This window comes from Paenibacillus sp. Marseille-Q7038, from assembly GCF_965111595.1.
Genome location: NZ_CBCOOM010000001.1, coordinates 382,857 through 399,306, shown reverse-complemented (window position 1 = coordinate 399,306; position 16,450 = coordinate 382,857). Strand labels below are relative to the sequence as shown.

At 39.8% G+C, this 16,450-nt stretch carries 24 protein-coding genes; 4 read left to right on the top strand and 20 right to left on the bottom strand.

The genetic code is table 11. The annotated features are described in order from the left end of the window. Positions 1–14: 14 nt before the first annotated feature. Positions 15–554 (bottom strand): hypothetical protein, encoded by a 540-nt coding sequence (locus ACWPWY_RS02060; protein ID WP_454190162.1) that lies wholly within the window; start codon positions 552–554, stop codon positions 15–17. 237 nt (positions 555–791) lie between these two features. On the opposite strand from ACWPWY_RS02060, the gene ACWPWY_RS02055 reads away from it, so the two are divergent. After that, the gene (locus ACWPWY_RS02055; protein ID WP_454190161.1) at positions 792–1,451 is read left to right on the top strand and encodes a pentapeptide repeat-containing protein; all 660 of its coding nucleotides are present in this window, start codon (positions 792–794) and stop codon (positions 1,449–1,451) included. Between the two features lie 211 nt (positions 1,452–1,662). Then, entirely contained in the window at positions 1,663–2,175 is a 513-nt protein-coding gene (locus tag ACWPWY_RS02050; protein WP_454190160.1) for a hypothetical protein, read from the top strand. 186 nt (positions 2,176–2,361) lie between these two features. Here ACWPWY_RS02050 and ACWPWY_RS02045 read toward each other — a convergent pair whose 3' ends face one another. The 4 genes from ACWPWY_RS02045 to ACWPWY_RS02030 all read right to left on the bottom strand — a co-directional run bounded on the left by ACWPWY_RS02045 (position 2,362) and on the right by ACWPWY_RS02030 (position 4,189). Then, positions 2,362–2,703 carry a cupin domain-containing protein gene (locus ACWPWY_RS02045; protein ID WP_454190159.1) on the bottom strand — a complete coding sequence of 114 codons (342 nt, stop codon included), beginning with the start codon at positions 2,701–2,703 and terminating at the stop codon, positions 2,362–2,364. 35 nt (positions 2,704–2,738) lie between these two features. Beyond that, complete coding sequence (locus ACWPWY_RS02040) at positions 2,739–3,359, bottom strand: CDP-alcohol phosphatidyltransferase family protein (RefSeq protein ID WP_454190158.1); 621 nt, start codon at positions 3,357–3,359, stop codon at positions 2,739–2,741. Positions 3,360–3,417: 58 nt separating this feature from the next. Then, positions 3,418–3,906, bottom strand: a complete 489-nt coding sequence (locus tag ACWPWY_RS02035; RefSeq protein WP_454190157.1) for a hypothetical protein — start codon at positions 3,904–3,906, stop codon at positions 3,418–3,420. 148 nt (positions 3,907–4,054) lie between these two features. Next, positions 4,055–4,189: a hypothetical protein gene (locus tag ACWPWY_RS02030; protein ID WP_454190156.1), complete on the bottom strand. Its 135-nt coding sequence runs from the start codon at positions 4,187–4,189 to the stop codon at positions 4,055–4,057. Positions 4,190–4,318: 129 nt separating this feature from the next. On the opposite strand from ACWPWY_RS02030, the gene ACWPWY_RS02025 reads away from it, so the two are divergent. After that, a complete protein-coding gene (locus tag ACWPWY_RS02025; RefSeq protein WP_454190155.1) occupies positions 4,319–5,092 on the top strand; it encodes a metallophosphoesterase family protein in 774 nt (257 codons plus the stop codon). A 154-nt stretch (positions 5,093–5,246) separates the two neighbouring features. After that, positions 5,247–6,503: a cytochrome P450 gene (locus ACWPWY_RS02020; protein WP_454190154.1), complete on the top strand. Its 1,257-nt coding sequence runs from the start codon at positions 5,247–5,249 to the stop codon at positions 6,501–6,503. 92 nt (positions 6,504–6,595) lie between these two features. On the opposite strand, the gene ACWPWY_RS02015 is transcribed toward ACWPWY_RS02020, so the two are convergent. The 15 genes from ACWPWY_RS02015 to ACWPWY_RS01945 all read right to left on the bottom strand — a co-directional run bounded on the left by ACWPWY_RS02015 (position 6,596) and on the right by ACWPWY_RS01945 (position 16,354). After that, on the bottom strand, positions 6,596–7,012 hold the full coding sequence (locus ACWPWY_RS02015) for a hypothetical protein (RefSeq protein WP_454190153.1): 417 nt from the start codon (positions 7,010–7,012) through the stop codon (positions 6,596–6,598). 82 nt (positions 7,013–7,094) lie between these two features. Then, positions 7,095–7,709 (bottom strand): hypothetical protein, encoded by a 615-nt coding sequence (locus ACWPWY_RS02010; protein ID WP_454190152.1) that lies wholly within the window; start codon positions 7,707–7,709, stop codon positions 7,095–7,097. A 288-nt stretch (positions 7,710–7,997) separates the two neighbouring features. Continuing rightward, a complete protein-coding gene (locus ACWPWY_RS02005) occupies positions 7,998–8,669 on the bottom strand; it encodes an HAD family hydrolase (protein WP_454190151.1) in 672 nt (223 codons plus the stop codon). A gap of 49 nt (positions 8,670–8,718) precedes the next feature. Continuing rightward, positions 8,719–9,156, bottom strand: coding sequence for a hypothetical protein (locus ACWPWY_RS02000; protein ID WP_454190150.1), 438 nt, complete (start codon positions 9,154–9,156; stop codon positions 8,719–8,721). A gap of 63 nt (positions 9,157–9,219) precedes the next feature. After that, positions 9,220–10,050: a VanW family protein gene (locus ACWPWY_RS01995; RefSeq protein ID WP_454190149.1), complete on the bottom strand. Its 831-nt coding sequence runs from the start codon at positions 10,048–10,050 to the stop codon at positions 9,220–9,222. 15 nt (positions 10,051–10,065) lie between these two features. Continuing rightward, positions 10,066–10,395 (bottom strand): hypothetical protein, encoded by a 330-nt coding sequence (locus ACWPWY_RS01990; protein ID WP_454190148.1) that lies wholly within the window; start codon positions 10,393–10,395, stop codon positions 10,066–10,068. Positions 10,396–10,615: 220 nt separating this feature from the next. Continuing rightward, the gene (locus tag ACWPWY_RS01985) at positions 10,616–11,110 is read right to left on the bottom strand and encodes a VanZ family protein (RefSeq protein WP_454192766.1); all 495 of its coding nucleotides are present in this window, start codon (positions 11,108–11,110) and stop codon (positions 10,616–10,618) included. Positions 11,111–11,272: 162 nt separating this feature from the next. Then, entirely contained in the window at positions 11,273–11,668 is a 396-nt protein-coding gene (locus ACWPWY_RS01980; RefSeq protein ID WP_454190147.1) for an RDD family protein, read from the bottom strand. Between the two features lie 124 nt (positions 11,669–11,792). Further along, positions 11,793–12,998, bottom strand: coding sequence for an N-acetylglucosamine-6-phosphate deacetylase (locus ACWPWY_RS01975; protein ID WP_454190146.1), 1,206 nt, complete (start codon positions 12,996–12,998; stop codon positions 11,793–11,795). Then, on the bottom strand, positions 12,995–13,798 hold the full coding sequence (locus tag ACWPWY_RS01970) for a glucosamine-6-phosphate deaminase (RefSeq protein WP_454190145.1): 804 nt from the start codon (positions 13,796–13,798) through the stop codon (positions 12,995–12,997). Before ACWPWY_RS01970 ends, ACWPWY_RS01975 begins: the two co-directional genes overlap by 4 nt. A 189-nt stretch (positions 13,799–13,987) precedes the next feature. After that, entirely contained in the window at positions 13,988–14,491 is a 504-nt protein-coding gene (locus tag ACWPWY_RS01965) for a YcxB family protein (RefSeq protein ID WP_454190144.1), read from the bottom strand. 93 nt (positions 14,492–14,584) lie between these two features. Beyond that, entirely contained in the window at positions 14,585–15,121 is a 537-nt protein-coding gene (locus ACWPWY_RS01960) for an RDD family protein (protein WP_454190143.1), read from the bottom strand. Positions 15,122–15,183: 62 nt separating this feature from the next. Beyond that, a complete protein-coding gene (locus ACWPWY_RS01955; RefSeq protein ID WP_454190142.1) occupies positions 15,184–15,336 on the bottom strand; it encodes a hypothetical protein in 153 nt (50 codons plus the stop codon). A 44-nt stretch (positions 15,337–15,380) separates the two neighbouring features. Further along, positions 15,381–15,872: a hypothetical protein gene (locus ACWPWY_RS01950; RefSeq protein WP_454190141.1), complete on the bottom strand. Its 492-nt coding sequence runs from the start codon at positions 15,870–15,872 to the stop codon at positions 15,381–15,383. Continuing rightward, entirely contained in the window at positions 15,869–16,354 is a 486-nt protein-coding gene (locus tag ACWPWY_RS01945; protein WP_454190140.1) for a hypothetical protein, read from the bottom strand. Before ACWPWY_RS01945 ends, ACWPWY_RS01950 begins: the two co-directional genes overlap by 4 nt. Between the last annotated feature and the right edge of the window lie 96 nt (positions 16,355–16,450).

Below are 16,450 nucleotides of genomic sequence, written 5' to 3'. Positions count from 1 at the left end.
TTACTATAAAATAATCACACGCCTGCTTCCCGCATGCGTTCCAGAATACCTACAATTCGCAGACCCGTAATATCCTCCACCCGGATTCCATACTTCTCCTGAATTTTGGCGATTTTCCGTTGGGCTTTTTCTTTTGAATCACAGAAATCATACAGCGTAGAATCATCCGATATGAACATCCCATAATAATCCATTCCAAAGATCTCTTTGAATAAAATAATTCCTTCCGGCTCTAAATAGTTAATCTGATCGACGGAAGTAAACACCATACCTGATTTACTTCCGGGTCTAGGCAGATCATTCCCCTTTACCTGATAATCCATAAAGTTCTCTTGCAACGCCTGATAAGCTTCTTGTTTGGTATGTCCTTTTCCGCTCATCCAGTACCAGTTAATGATTCGAGCTTCCCAAGGAAACTCTTCCTCTCCCGCATCTTGTCCTGATATCTGTCTATATTCGGTAGGATAGTCGTGAATGGACCAGTTTTTCTTAAAATAGGATGATACTAACTTGGACGCCGTCTTCCAGGAACTCATCAGAAATTGTTGTCTCATTGCACTAGCACTCCCTATCTATAATATAAACCTAGCTATCACACACGGTTTAACTTGCTCCGTCATTATTAGCTATTTGCTTCGTTACCCCTATTATAACAAGACATACCACGTTTCACGAACATTTAACCAATCCAAGATATCTCGATTTTGTTACAATACTTAAAGGTACTCTTCTCTATTTCTTTAATCTTAGATTTCTTAACATAAAACATTAAAAATCGCAGGAGGAATATCATGACAAATACAGAGAAATCTCCAATTAAAATCATTCACCCTAAACTGCCTCATCAGCTACATACGCTAGATCTCTCTAACGCGATGATAAGCGACCGAATGGAATGGGTGCAGTCGGAATGTCAAGAACAAGAAATATCTTATGTTACGGCTGAAAAGATTCTTTTTGATCAAATGCAATTTCGCCATGTTACTTTTAGCCAAGTATCCTTTCCAAATGCAGAACTTACGGATGTTGTATTCTCTCACTGTGACTTGTCTAATATCGATTTTAACGAGTCCGTTCTGCACCGCGTACGATTTGAACATTGCAAAATCATCGGAATGGACCTCACAGCTGCCACCCTTCGAAACATCGTATTCCAAGATTGCGCAGGTGATTATGCTACGTTCCGATTCAGTAATATGAAACAGGTATCTTTCGTAAACTGTTCTTTACTGAAGTCAGACTTTTACCATTCGGAATTCGCGAAGGTAGAGTTCGATCGTTGTATGCTAAACGAGGCACAGTTCTCTGGAGCAAGTCTCAAAGGAATAGATCTCAGTAACAACGAATTTTTTAACCTGGGCGCCACACTTGAAGATCTTCAAGGTTGTATTATTTCTCCAGCACAGGCCATTCTATTCACCAAGATTTTTGGACTTGTTATTAAAGAATGATCGCATTTCTTTGTGAGGGCTATTAATCGTTTGAAAATTTCCTACTAATAGTTAACACGTTATCCATTTGATTACGCAATGGTGGAATACATAAACGGACAAAAGGCCGAAACCTATTTTCATCATTCCGATTTTGGGGTTCAAAATAAAGTATTTCAGCGTTTGGGTGATATGCTTACTGTCATGCATGGAAACAAAAGAAGTTGGGAAAGTGAATCAAAACAAGAACATTCTTGAACAATGTCATATGGAGCAATTCGATAATGCAAAAATACAGCTATCCTACAGTGCTCAGCATATGGAGAATATTCGAGAACATCGCGACAAAATAATCGATACTTTGTATGCACTTGAATCGAAAATCAAACCTAGAACGCAGTATGGGTTTATTCATGGAGAACTGGGTCCTGATCATGTACTGATCAATAATAATCTAGAACCCTATTTGATCGATATTGAAGGAGCTGGATTCTTTGATATCGAGCATGAACATAGCTTTTTAAAATTTCGGTTTGGGGATTATTACCGGTACTTAAAGAATGATACACTAGATCCTGATCGGATGTTATTCTACAAGTTCCATCACCACATCTCGTTGATTTCGGGTGGTTTGAAGCTGCAACAGAGAGGATTCTCCAATCAACAATTTGCCAAAGATCTAGCCAATTATCATACAGACTGCCTAATGCAGTTCATGGAAAGATATAACCTGAGCGAATATTAAATATGAAGGGGTCACCATTCAATGCTAAAAATTACAAAGGCCGATAAAGATAAATTTCTAGGTATTAGCACTATAGCCTCTCATTTTTTTAGGATGAGGGGCTTTTTAAATATAAATCCCAGAAGTCTCTTTTTCACTTTTGTCTACTGAAGGAAATAATACCGACTATGGTGAAATCTCCTCTGATTAAGCTAGCTCAACTCGGTCTCCAGCTGATCTCGGTGAAGAGATTACAAGAAACTCTGCATCTTCCTCCGTACGATTGAAGATTTGGTGCGGGATTCCCGCATGAACTTCCATCCCCTCCTGTTGGGAGAGGCAGTAGGTAACTCCATTCACTTCTAGTTCTACTACACCAGAGAGTATAAAGAAAAACTGTCTCGCTAGCTCATGGTAATGTCTCGATTCACATGTACCCGGTGGCATCTTTTCATGGATGATGCTTAGACTCGGATCATTCACAAGCTTCCAACCATCACAGCCTGCTCCCCAAATATAATGTTCAGCCGTTTCTTTATTTCTTATCATGATATTTTATCACCTAGGTTTCCTCCAGTAAGGGCTTATTTGAAATAGGTAAGGTTGCGGATAATATAGTTACAGCCTGATAACAAGGTTACGAATGTAGCGGTAGCTAAAATTGCCTGATCTACAGGAAAAGTCGTAAACAAGCTGAACGGAAAGTTATGTAAAAGTACAGCCGTAATGGCGATCACCTGCAGGACCATTTTTATTTTACCAAACTGATCTGCCGCAAGAGCAATTCCTTTCGCAGAAGCAGCCATTCTTAGAGCGGTAATCACAATCTCTCGGCCGATAATAATGACAGCCATCCATCCGGGAACCATACCCACCTCTGCCATCATAATTAGGGAAGCAGAGATAAGCAACTTATCTGCCAAAGGATCAAGCAACTTATCTGCCAAAGGATCAAGCAACTTATCTGCCAAAGGATCAAGCAACTTACCCAAGTTCGTAATTTGATTATATTTCCGTGCCACATAACCATCAAGCTTATCTGTCCCCGCAGCAAGAACAAACAAGAATACAGTCAAGACATAGCTCATTGTGGTCCAGATCGGTGCCTCTCCCGAACTTGCGACATTGGAATAAAAATAAAAGCAGAGCATAAATAAAGGAATCATTGTTATTCTAGCGATAGTAATCCGATTGGCGAGGTTCATTGCTCTTGCCTCCTTTTTCACTGAGCTCCTACAAAAATACAAAACAAGACCAATTACCTTAATCAATATCTGCTATCTTCCAAGCTGCTTGCGCAGCTTGTTTATCTTTTTTGAATACATATCCTCTAGAACTCTCTGTTTTGTCTATATGAATTTCTTTGATTCTGCACGCAGCTTGATAGATTTGCTTCTGTTCTTGAAAAGCGATCTCATCTTCTATCACAAGTTCTTGAATCTGGTAATTTGGAATTTGAGATAACGGACTATCCTCTGTAAATAACGTAAGATATTCTTCTTCGTTACCTTCCCACAAAAATTGGGCTCTCTGATTGATTAATCTTACGATCTCAAGTTCATCTCCTGTATAGTTACTCTCATCTAAGTACTGAGGAGATAGAGATGTAAGATGTTTGCTCTCTGTTTCCAACGGATCCTGTACAAACGGTTCTTCCGCTTGCACTTTTGGCTGTGTAATGGATGGAGAAGATGTATTCCCACATCCAACTAGAAGGATTATCATTCCTAGAAAAAGCAGATATTTCACCATCGATACCTCCTTTTCATCAGTCTATCTTACAATTAATGGATAATCTACGTTTTTATTATTCATTAATGAAAATACAAAAAGGCCCTTGCTAAAAGCAAGGGCTTATCGTATGTAGCTCAATCTACTTTTTTTATATAATGTTATTAACCTAACCGCCAGTTACTGTTGTATAGTTACCAAAGTAATTCATTAAGAATGCGGCTATGATAAGAACCACTGCGATTATACCGACAATCGTCATATTTTTCTTGCGATTTGTCGGGCGCTCTCTATTATCTGCCATGTTTGCTCTCTCCCTTTATTTTCGTTGTTGTTAACTATATTAAACGTATAGAGGATTTTATAAACGATAGATTAAAATATCCCAAAATCCGTTTGATTCAGATATAATGGAAAATAATGAAATCTGGCTTTGTTTTCATCTATCTTTTTGAAAGGAGTGCTCGGTATCAGAACCATTGTTATCAGTGATTTACATGGGTGTTACGAAGAGTTTAACGCCTTACTCCACAAAGTAAAATATCAGCCCGAGCAAGATCAGCTTATACTTTTAGGAGATTATGTTGATCGTGGCCCCCGCAGTAAAGAGATCGTAGACCAGATCATGACACTTCACCGTGATCATGGGGTTATTGTTCTCAAAGGCAATCATGATCAACTGTTTCTCGATGCTATTCTAAAGGATGAAGATACAAGGTGGATTAGAAATGGTGCCCGTCAAACGTTAGCCAGTTATTGTGATTTATCTTGCTCCTCTGAAGAGCTGGATCAGGAAACGTATGAAGATGCCAAAGTCTTTATTAAAACACACTTTTCCCACCATCTTGAATTCCTTACTACTTTACCTTTATATTATGAAAACGCTACCCATCTTTTTGTGCATGCCGGAATCAATCCTTTTTATGCCGATTTCAAGGAACAGCCAGAAGATGATTTTATTTGGATTAGAGAGATGTTTCACGATCAGGCTACGAACCTAGACAAAATGGTTATTTTTGGTCATACCCCTACCGTCCATTTACACGAACGAGCCGATATTTGGTTTCAAGACGATAAGATTGGAATTGATGGAGCCTGTGCTTATGGAAAACAATTAAATGCATTAGAAATTAGAGAAGATGGCAGCTACCATACTTATTCAATCCCCGCAGGGACCGTAGCGGTGAGCAGTGAAACGACTACATAAACAAAGAATTAGTATTAGATAAGCTCTTGGAAACGAATAACATGCCATAAATAATCCTTCTCCCTCACACCTTTTGTTATAAAGAATTCATATTCGGGTATTAATTTAATAATACAAATTACATAGGATTCCTATTCAGGAGGTGTCATATCAAGTGGAAGAAACAAGAGCATTTCCAAGAGAAGAAGGATTAGATAATACACTGAATGTTCTCAAAGAAGGTTACTTATATATCACAAATCGCTCTATTGGATTTCAATCCAATCTGTTTGAGACACGGTTGCTTGGGGAAAAAACAATCTGTATGCGCGGCGAAGAAGCTGCTGAGCTTTTTTATGACAATGAGAAATTTGTTAGAGAAGGTGCAGCTCCTAAGCGAGTATTGAAGACGCTTTTTGGTGAGAACGGAGTGCAAACCTTAGATGGAGAAGAACACCATCACCGGAAAGCGATGTTCATGTCCCTTATGTCTCGTGAAGGTCTTCAGAAAATAAGAGAGATTACGAGCAAACATTGGGGTCTTGCCGTAGGCCGCTGGGAAAGTAAAAAAGAAATCGAAATCTATGAGGAGTCACAGGAGCTTCTGTGCCGAATTGCCTGTGAATGGGCAGGCGTCCCTCTAGCGATCGATGAAGTGAAGGAAAAAAGTGAATGGCTCGGTTCCATGATTGAAGCAACGGCTGCGATTGGCGTATCGCATATGAAAGGTAAACGCGCACGTTCCAAAGCAGAAAAATGGATAACTGGTCTTGTAGAAGAAGTACGCGAAGGCAAGATCCATCCAGCAGAAGATACAGCGCTCTATACCTTCTCTTGGCATCGCGACCTAACACGAGAACTGCTTGATCCAGAGACTGCATCCGTTGAAATTCTTAATATTATTCGGCCCATTGTAGCGGTCTCCATCTATGTTACCTTTACGGCCTTAGCCGTTATTCAGCAACCGGAAGAGCGTGAAAAACTAGCAACCGGCGAAGAATCTTACTTGCAAAACTTTGTCCAGGAAGTACGACGTTTTTATCCGTTCTTCCCTTTTACCGGAGCAAGAGTGAAGGAAGATTTCACATGGCAAGGCTATGAATTTAAAAAGGGTGAACTTGCGCTACTCGATCTGTATGGTACCAATCACCATCCTGACCTGTGGGATCAGCCGGAGCAGTTTAGACCCGATCGTTTTAAAGATTGGAGAGGAACTCCGTTTAATTTCATTCCGCAAGGCGGCGGTGATTATGATACAGGACATCGCTGCGCTGGGGAATTTATTACGATTGAAATTATGAAGGAAAGCCTCGACTACCTTGCTAATAAGATGAGTTATGATATCCCAGAGCAGGATTTCAGTTATAGCTTTAATGACATTCCATCACTACCTCACAGCAACATTGTGCTGAAAAATGTAAGGTCAAAATAAATTATTTAATTCAGCTGAAAGAATAGTTTCATTACAATGGGGAATCAGGATTCATTCTGATTCCCCTTTTTTTGATTCTCTACTGTGGTTATTTACTGATTAGAATTAGTGTCTTTTGGAAACAATTCTTCCGTTAAAAATTCTTTTACTCTGCTTAAATAGGGAGTTTCTAATACGATCCCTTCTGCATCCATGACCAAATACACGGGAAAATCCTTAATACCCAGTAGCTTGGCCCATTTCTCATAAGGTTCTATGTCTTGGTTCCAAAATTGAATTTTATTAATGGTATCTAGAAAAATAGGGTGAGAATTGTGGAAGATATTTAATTCATTTGTTTCCGTCATGGGCAAGCTATCTTCGTAAAAAAAATGGATAGCATACTTTTCTTGCCCAGAAGGTTCTAAATGATTCATAACATCTTGTCTACTTGGACCCCCACAACCTGAGATTAAGAGTAAGCAGGTAACTGCGAGAATAAAGAAATGACGCTTTGAGATTAAGTTCATACAGGTCCCCCATTTCTTGTACTCGCTCGTTATATGTAACGTATTTATGGGATTTAATTAGCATCCCACATAAGACAAACCCCTACTTATTTTCAGAAGATGCCTCTTTTTCTGAATCATTATCTACCTTCACTTGTTTACGAATGGTCAGATCAACCACTTCTTTATTGGTCCTACCCGTTTCGTCATCCCATATCATTTCAGCAAAAGTAGACTCATAGGTGATTTCATCCTTATTTACCTCGTCATAAGAATACTCTTGAATGCTAGTACCTAGGTTTTTTGCGTTGTCTAAAATATTAAGAGGGGCATTTACTATACTGTCGCTACTATCTAGATGATATTCCTCCGAAAAGACTCCCTTTCTTTCTCCACCCTCATTTATTTCGTAGAAACTAATTTCAAAATTCCGTGTTTGAGCAAGGTCGTTAGGATCCCCTGTGTAAGTGAGCTCTGCATTTCCTCTTAAGATTTGTCCATTGCTGATTAAGATCATATAGTCCTGGACCTCCCAACGTTCCCCAACGCCATTCATTAAATATAGTTCCATCTTTTCTGCAGGAATAGACTGGGCTATAGTATGAATCTCTAATTCCTCCTCGTTTCCTGAGTTACCAGTTAGGATAAGGAAGACACCAATCACAACAAGCAACACACCAGCGCCTATTTTTATTTTGCGAGCCGCTAGTATCCTCATCCCTCTACTTCCTTTCTGGACCTCCATACTGCACCGCCGCAAGGTGTAAACCCACATTCTATATAAAAGGACTCATGCTGCTCGCTGTAATTGACAGTCACAATAGAAATCCCATAACTAAATTAAATATAGACTCATTTTTAATATATGTTATATACTTCCAAGCGGGATATTTATTAATATTAACATAGTCGTATTCATGAATAGTTGTTCACTTCTACAATCCTTTCTTTACAAGAATAGGGTCAGAAGTTAATGAAGTTAACCAGTAAGAAAGAAGGAAGAGAATTACATTATGCGTAGCAGTTCTCCAATCTGATCGATGGTGTGCAGTGGTCTTGCAGTGTTCGCCTCACACCAAGGCTGGTTAACCCTCATCCAGATCGTGTGCATTCCCAGCGTGTGTGCCCCCTCTACATCATTAATCGGGTGATCTCCAATAAATAAACATTCTTCTGGTTTTACGTTTAGCCTCTCTAAAGCCACCTGGAAAATACGCGGGTCCGGTTTCTTGCATCGCGCCTCCTCGGATACTACAATCACATCAAAATGTTCTCTTAATCCAAGATGATCAATCTTGCCATACTGGACCGCATTTCTGCCATTCGTAATGATCCCCGTCTTATACTTTCCTTTCGCGTAAGCAATGACCTCTTCTGCCTGTTCCATAAGGACAGCACTTATGACGTAGTTCTCAGCATAGTAATTCATCAGATCATCTACGAGCGGTTTATTTTGTTCATTGTGCCAAGGGAAATCGTTTAACAGCTCTGCAAATAACACAGGTTTATTTTTATAACCATCCTCATCACGCTCAATCATTTGTTCCAACCATAAATCCGTTGCTTCGATATGCCCAAAATATTGCTTCATAAATCCCTCTGCAAACCTTCGGAATGTCGTTGTTCGATCCAGCAACGTATTGTCTAGGTCAAAAATAACAGCTTTCATATGTTCCATCTAAACATCCCCCTTAGGATCTCTTATGTATTTAATCTGTTACCCTTCCTTACGGTGTACTGAATTTACGCTCGAATAGTAACTGAATTTGACCTGTAAAAAGCCGATTTGTTTCATAATAAACGTCTTCTATGGATTGTGGACTAAACCAAAGCTTTCTATCTTCACCCTCATAGAATCCGATCGCATACATCCCGCCGACACTTCCCTCCTGATTCTTTTCAGGAATGAGTACCACATCCTTTAAACCTCCAATCCATAGACGGATCTCATCCAGATCATCCAGCCATTTCGTTCTACCTGTTGTCATATCAAGCAGTTCAACCCTGTCTACCTTTGTTATATCACCTGGGTAGATCTCGGATAATGTTGTCCCCTGAAGAGCAGGACGAGAAGGAGTACAGCCTTGTAAACACACAGCACATAGGAAACATACGAATAGAAGTAGAAAACCACCTGATCTCCGCATTCTGTCCTTCCCTCTCACGCTCAACCTCCTACCTATTTTTCCTTATAGTTGGAGACTTACATGTAGCCCTTCAAGGTTATCCTAAGCTTGTTCCTGTTGTTCATTCACCTCATTCTCCGATTTCAAAAATGGCTGATACATCATCAGCGCATGGTTCTCTGTAATATACTGATCATCAATCAGTTCCTCCTGCTGATTCCATACACGCCGGTATAGCAGGTTATGTCTCATATGCCCGCCCCAGTGTTCCTGGGTAATCCGATGCTCCTTCTCATACACTTCATAAGTCAGCTCTTGTGGATTTACACTATTCCATGAACCGATGAGAAATTCATCTGTGATTTGTAGAGTAAGCTGGTATGGCTGGTCAGTAGGATTGGTAATCCTCAAATCAAGATAGTTATAGGCGCACGTTGCTCCACTTCCGAATGGCTGACTTCGGCCTGAGTCAGGGAACACATCATAGCTATGTCGATGCCTTTCTGTTATCTGCAGAGGAGTATGTAAGGTAATCCAGTAGAGAAGATTAGACAACTGACACAAGCCGCCCCCAATTCCCGGTTTAAAGCCACCATAGAACAAAACCATTCCTTCCACATATCCTTTTCTGCGATTAGGATTACCGATTAGCTTCCAATAAGAAAATGTTTCTCCAGGCTGAATGATGATCCCATTCAAACGTTTCATTGCAATTTTTAAATTGATGATCTTGTTGTGTTGAAGCCACATATCTACATCTTTTAGCTTCCGTAACAGCGGTGTCTGGTGGGATGCAACTTTATATGGTAATACGGTGCTGCTTTGTTTTTGAGCAAACCGCGTTCCTCCCAAATACCACTCTACATATCGTCTACTACGGTAATATGCCGTTCCCAGCTTGATACGGAGTTTAGACCTTTTGATCGGCTTCATGGTTTCTCCTCCTATTTATTTTCTTTCAAAAAATGTCCCCAGGATCCCAATTGTTCTGATTTCATTTACTAGTTCGTTATCCATATTGTAATATTCCATATCTTTTGTTGTGAAAAATAAAGCATTTCGGGTATGTCCTGTTTCATACATTCGTTTCCCATCTTTAACAAAAGTCTTACCGTCTATATAGTCATACTCTTCTAATGAAAGTCCATATTCTCGCTCCAGCCAAACTTGATACCTACCCTCAGTCGGACACAGCACCACAAAGACCAACATGATGATACCGAGCGCCAGCAACCACTTTTTAAGAACACTCCGCTGATGATTTGAACCATTTACCACGATGAGATTCCTCTCCATAACCTGTTGTTATGAGCTGTTAAGGTTATAAGTAAAGGACGGAGCATAGGCCTGTTTTGTTACCTCTCTGATAAAAAAACCAACTGCTTTTTATAGTAGCAGTCGGTTTTGTTGTAAATGCATTGCATCAGAACTACGTGAATAGATAATAAAAACACACGGTTATAAGATAAGTGAATACGAGAATAAGAGAATTATCATTTTATTGTGATTTTGAGTACAATTTATCTAATCTTAACGTTCTCTGTACTGTATTATTCTTTATAATTATGCGAAAGACACGAAACAGGATAACCCCGATCAATAAACTGATCGTATTCAGGATGATATCATCAACATCAAATATACGGTAGGTATACCTGTATAGGTAGGAGGACAATAGTTGGCTCATTTCAATTATCAATATGACTAAAATGCCTAGTGGTATTACTTTAACAGATAATTTTCTGTTTAAAATCAATAGTAAGAAACTGAATGGAGTAAATAACAAGATATTACCAATAAGATTCAAAAAAGAATTTAGATTATTACTTGAAGAATTCAGCATGGAAGATATAGTACTGAAAGGAACCCAGTTTTGATGTATTGCATCTCCGCTTAATCTATAAAATTTAATCAACTCAGGATCGATAGGAACTGGAAAAAAGGTGATCCATATAAGAACCAGAACATATGCAAAAAAGAAAAAGGATATCATTTGTTTTATGATAGATATTTGTTTTATGATAGATATTTGTTTTCGCTTGCTGCGTACATTAGCTACAATCAAATAAACTAAGATCATTATTAATGCGAATGGAATGAATGAGAGCATATATCCTCCTTGAATTCCCCTGCTAACTCTTATGACGATATGCAGCTATCTGCGCACTACCTCTGTACCGGCAATGAGGTCATGAATGGAACGTTTGTCTTCCCGAGTTATAACAAAATAGCCACTAACGATCTGAACAATTCCGAGTGTAACAGCGTACACCAGAGATCCTACAAAAAATCGGAGTAACATGTTCTTTACGGTTGGAGGTGATTTATCCAGTACTCTTCGAATTTGGATACCACATAGATACTTGCCTACAGTAAACCCATTCCAAAACACAGGCAGCAGCAAAAAGTATAGCATGAGCAACACTTCTGTTGCTGTATTACCTATCAAACCGATAAATGTATTCATTAAAATGCCAATAATAACTGAATCTAAGATATACGCTCCTAAGCGTCTCCAAAATCCCGCAGGTTTACCTGCTACCACACTCATGACACTCACTCTCCGCTCTATTTTGTTTTCCCTTTTATGATTAGCTCATATGTAATAACAACAATAGAGTGGGCGTAGTTACTTCTTCCATGATAAAAAACGTGATTTTCTTAGAGGTCTGGCTCTACTCGCTGCACTTTCCTGCTTTATACGTACGAAGGACCTTGAACTGCTCCCCATCCCAGGAAGCCAGGAGTACATCCGCTGGTGCACCAACCTCAATTCCACGTGCTGAAGATAAGCCCATCATGGAAGAGGGAATTACAGAAGCCATATCCCAGGCACGTTCTAAACGGCAGATCCCACTTCTAGTAAGATGTTCGATCCCTCTAGTCAACAGCTGTGCAGAGCCAGCAAGCAGTTCGGGGGAATCAGCTAGATGTAGTCTACCTTCCGGAGTAAGGACCACTTTGCCCCCAACAGGCGTATCATAATATCCTGGCGGCATTCCGCAGAGGGCAACAGCATCACTTACGATTAGTGCCTGATCTCCTTTTACCTTCATGGCTACTTTAAGCACCTCCTCAGGCAGATGAAACCCATCCGCAATGAGGCAACACGATAATTCATCTGCTGCGAGCTGAGCCCATAGGACATTCGGATGACGAGGAAGCCCCGACTGTATACCATTACCGAAATGCGTTGACATCGATGCTCCAGCGGTAACCGCAGCCTTGATCTGAGAGGAAGACGCAGAGGTATGTCCAATGGAGACGGTAGTTCCTGCGGCTACACATTTACGGATAAAAACCTCTGCATTCTCCCATTCAGGTGAGAGTGTAATTAGCTTAATTCTACCTTTGGCAGCTTGTTGCCACTGCGTAAATTCCTCAAAATCCGGCTTTCTGACCCACTTCAAAGCATGCGCTCCCCTAGCACCATCCTTAGGCGAGATATAAGGGCCTTCTATATGAATTCCGGTTATTGTATTTGCCACTTCTAGATCCTCCGCACAGGCTACAGCTATCGCGCGAAGAGCTTGCTCAATATGTTCTGAGCTTTCTGTAATCAGCGTCGGATAATAGGATGTCACGCCTTGCTGCCGCAGTAACCTGGTTACCGACTTAACTGTTTCTGGAGTCAGATGCGGATCATTGAAATCGTAGCCTTGGAATCCATTAATCTGCAGATCAACGAGTCCCGGACCAATTAGAGGAAGTCTAGGCTCCTTCTTTATCTCATGAAGAGAATGGCTTGTAGCATTACGTTTATCTTGAGTGTTAGATAAGACTTTGATTTCACTGATCTTTCCATCTTTAAAGGAGAGTCTAATTCTCTCCCCTGTCCTGTAGTGAATTCCTTCCACAGCCGCACCGCTATATTCACTCATCGATTAGGATCAATCCTTCCAAGACCCAGCTCAGAATCATATGACGCCTCATCTAGGTATAAAATTGCTCCTTGATGCGTTCGCAGTATAGAAGCAGGGCAACTTGTTTCTATAGGTCCTGTTAAGGTTGCTGTAACGGCTGCCCGTTTAAGCGGGCCTGGAACCATACAGTAGATACATTTTCCCGACAACAACGCTGGAATGGTAAGGGTTAACGCATGGGTCGGAACTTGATCCAGACTCGCAAAACATCCATCATTCACCTGTTGTTCTCGGCATGCCTCATCAAGTTCTACACGCTTCATCCAGACGGGATCAGAAAAATCTGCAACCGGCGGATCGTTGAAAGCGATATGTCCGTTCTCTCCAATCCCCATACAGACAATATCTACAGGAGAAGCAGTCAGCAGTTTCGTATACCGAATGCACTCTTCCTCTGCATCCTTAGATGGGTTGATATAATGAACATTTCCGAACGGGACCCGATCAAACAAACCACGTTTCAAAAAAAGACCAAACCGCTGTGAAGCAGACTCCGACAATCCTACATATTCATCCATATGAAAGGCCTCAATTCGTCTCCAGTCGATTCCCTCCGCTTTTCCCAGGGCATCCAAAAATTCATTTTGAGAAGGAGCTGCAGCAAAAATCATCCGGATTCGCTCCTGCTTTTGAAGCAGATTTCTCATCTGATCTGCCACAAGAACAGCTGCATCTACTCCCATCTGTCTGCGGTCTCTATACACCTGTACCTTTAGGCTGTCACGAAAAAAAGTCATGCTTGATGTGGTTTGTTCCATCGTTCATTCCTCCTTTGGAATCGTCCCTATCTCAAACTGTGTTCTTGATCGATCTATTTACTTTATGACTTCCTAATTACGTAAATGACGAGGTTCTTTGTTTTCTCTTTCGTGACCGAGATGCGACTATCCTGTATAAAATCACAAAAAAGGACCAAAAGCTTTATAATCGCTCTTGGTCCTTGTTTATTAAGATATTTTCTTATGAGTATATTGTTCCAGTTGATGTACAAATGCCTGCTCTTGTTCATTATCCGCAAAATCACGTTTAGGAATGTTGATCGCCTGAACACTATTGACGAAAATATAAATATAGTCCTTATCTGATTTAATAGCTTCGATCTCTTTCCAGGAATATTGGAGATTATTGTATTCAGTGGCTTCGTACATACCTTCCCCATGTAGTTCAATAGTATGTTTACCGACCGTTCCAGCGTTTGTTTTTACAAGTCTCATAACTTTGCGTTTGATCGAAAAAATCATATAAAACGCAGATAATGCACTCACTAGTATTCCGATAATAATAGAAGCTGCCCACGAATAGCCCAGTACGAAACGGAGCATTGCCATGATAATGATCGGCAGGCTGATGAATGTGAGCATCAACAAGTTTCGGTATTTCGGAATATGGAACATGACAAACTTATTCATATTCCAGTAATCTTCTTTTGTTAAATCAATCGTAATTTTCATGAATACGGTGTATCCCTCTCTTTTCCTATAAAGATATTCGTCTACCCTGTTCATATCATACGGTACATTGCTGACCTAAACCACCGTTTTATTCTAATTCATTGCTAGGGTATACCTCACAAATAAAAAGATCAGCCAAAAGAAACAAATACTAACGATTATCGTGTAAAGAATAACCCGGTACGTATCAATCCTGCCATGCCTCACAGTAAGCCTCAGATCATCATCCCAACTGGTATAACCCTTTCTAGTTAATCTTCTATATCCGATCACACCTGCAATCAGCTGCAAGATTCCGATACCCATCCCCATTCCTCGATACCATACCATTCGTGCACGGACAAAAGCTTCATATCTGCCAATTGGACTTCCATCTGCATGAACAACTTGAATATGAAGGAGTTTCTTGCCTGGTGTTGTTTTGAAAATATTCATATAGCATCCTTCAATCATAATCCACACGAAAAGCATTACAAAATCAATGGTCGCGGAACTGTGTTGTTCCATTAGCCGTATGAGACTTGGTTCATCGATCACTGCCCATAGAGATAAAAAAAGAGCAGCGTGAAGCACATAATCAAACATTCTAGCAAAATATCTTCTCCACGGAATTGGTGTTGTTCCATCCATTGTGTAAAATCCTCCTGTATGTTCCTTCTTGCTGTATGTATCATCGCGCTGTGACCTATACTCTACTTTTCTCTTCTTTGCTCAAGTAATTCTTTAATATCCCTAAGCTCTTGAAGCATTTCCTCGTTGTATTTACTTTGTTTTGAATTATCCATTCCAAACTTCACACTTAATACGCCTATTAAAAATGCAAACACTAATGAGATAACAAACAATACCATTTCTCTCCTTATACTTCTAATAGGGTAGTCTACGCTGCTTACTCACCATAAAGCATCTTCGTTAACGAATCACTCACATCTCTTTTTGACCTTGCCGGACCATAGACATACCCATCATCAAGCTGATAACGGCTATTAAGTTCACTTGATTTCAACCATACCTGGTCTACATCTTTGGATATATGAATTACACCAAGCGTACGCTGATTCCCACCCTCATCATAATAAGGAATCATATATACGTACTGATTTTCGTCCAAATCAGCAGTAAAGTGATATGACCACTCTTGGTCCACCATAATCTCTCCTGTAATTCGGTGCTTTCCCGATAATCTTCTGTATTTTTCCCCATCCAGTGTTATCATTGTCTTTTTCTCAAATGTCGTACCTGGAGCATAGATTACTGCCTCTATATTGTGATGGAAGGGTAGATCCCGATGATAATAAAGCGTAGCAACCGTACAACTTATTACGATTGCAAAAATGAAGAAGTATTTCTTTCTCTTGATTCTTTCACTTATCAATTTCACTCTTTCATCTCCGGTTCCAGTTCGAATATTCGCTCCACATAAGCAAGTAAAATCGCCTCATTGGAATGGCCATCTTCTGATAAAATCGTGTATAACCAGGAATATAAAACCATAATCGCAGGTATCAGGGTTACACTAAAGAAAAACATTTCCGAAATAAACGGAGGACCCATAAATAAATTCATACATGAAAAAAGCAACATCGTGTACATAAGAGAAAAAATGTCGGTCCATCCTTTATATAGACGAAAACGAACATGAGTTATTCCCTCTTTTACAGAAATCCGGCCTACCGCCTTATTACGGACAATTCTTCTCCTATTGTGTTCCCCATCGTTATACGAAATACTAAAAATGCCGAACTTTGTCCATCCACGAAAGGATTCATTATAAAAATCAAAGCGAATAAAATCAATATTATCTTTAATAAAGGATATGCATTCTTTTTGGGAGAGCTTTGTTGTATACCGTCTCTTTTTCATTAATGAATTCTCCCCATTCATTTCAATTAGTATTAGGTTTATTTTCCAATTATTATAGTTTATGATTCCACATCTATAATGAATATTCAACCTTTT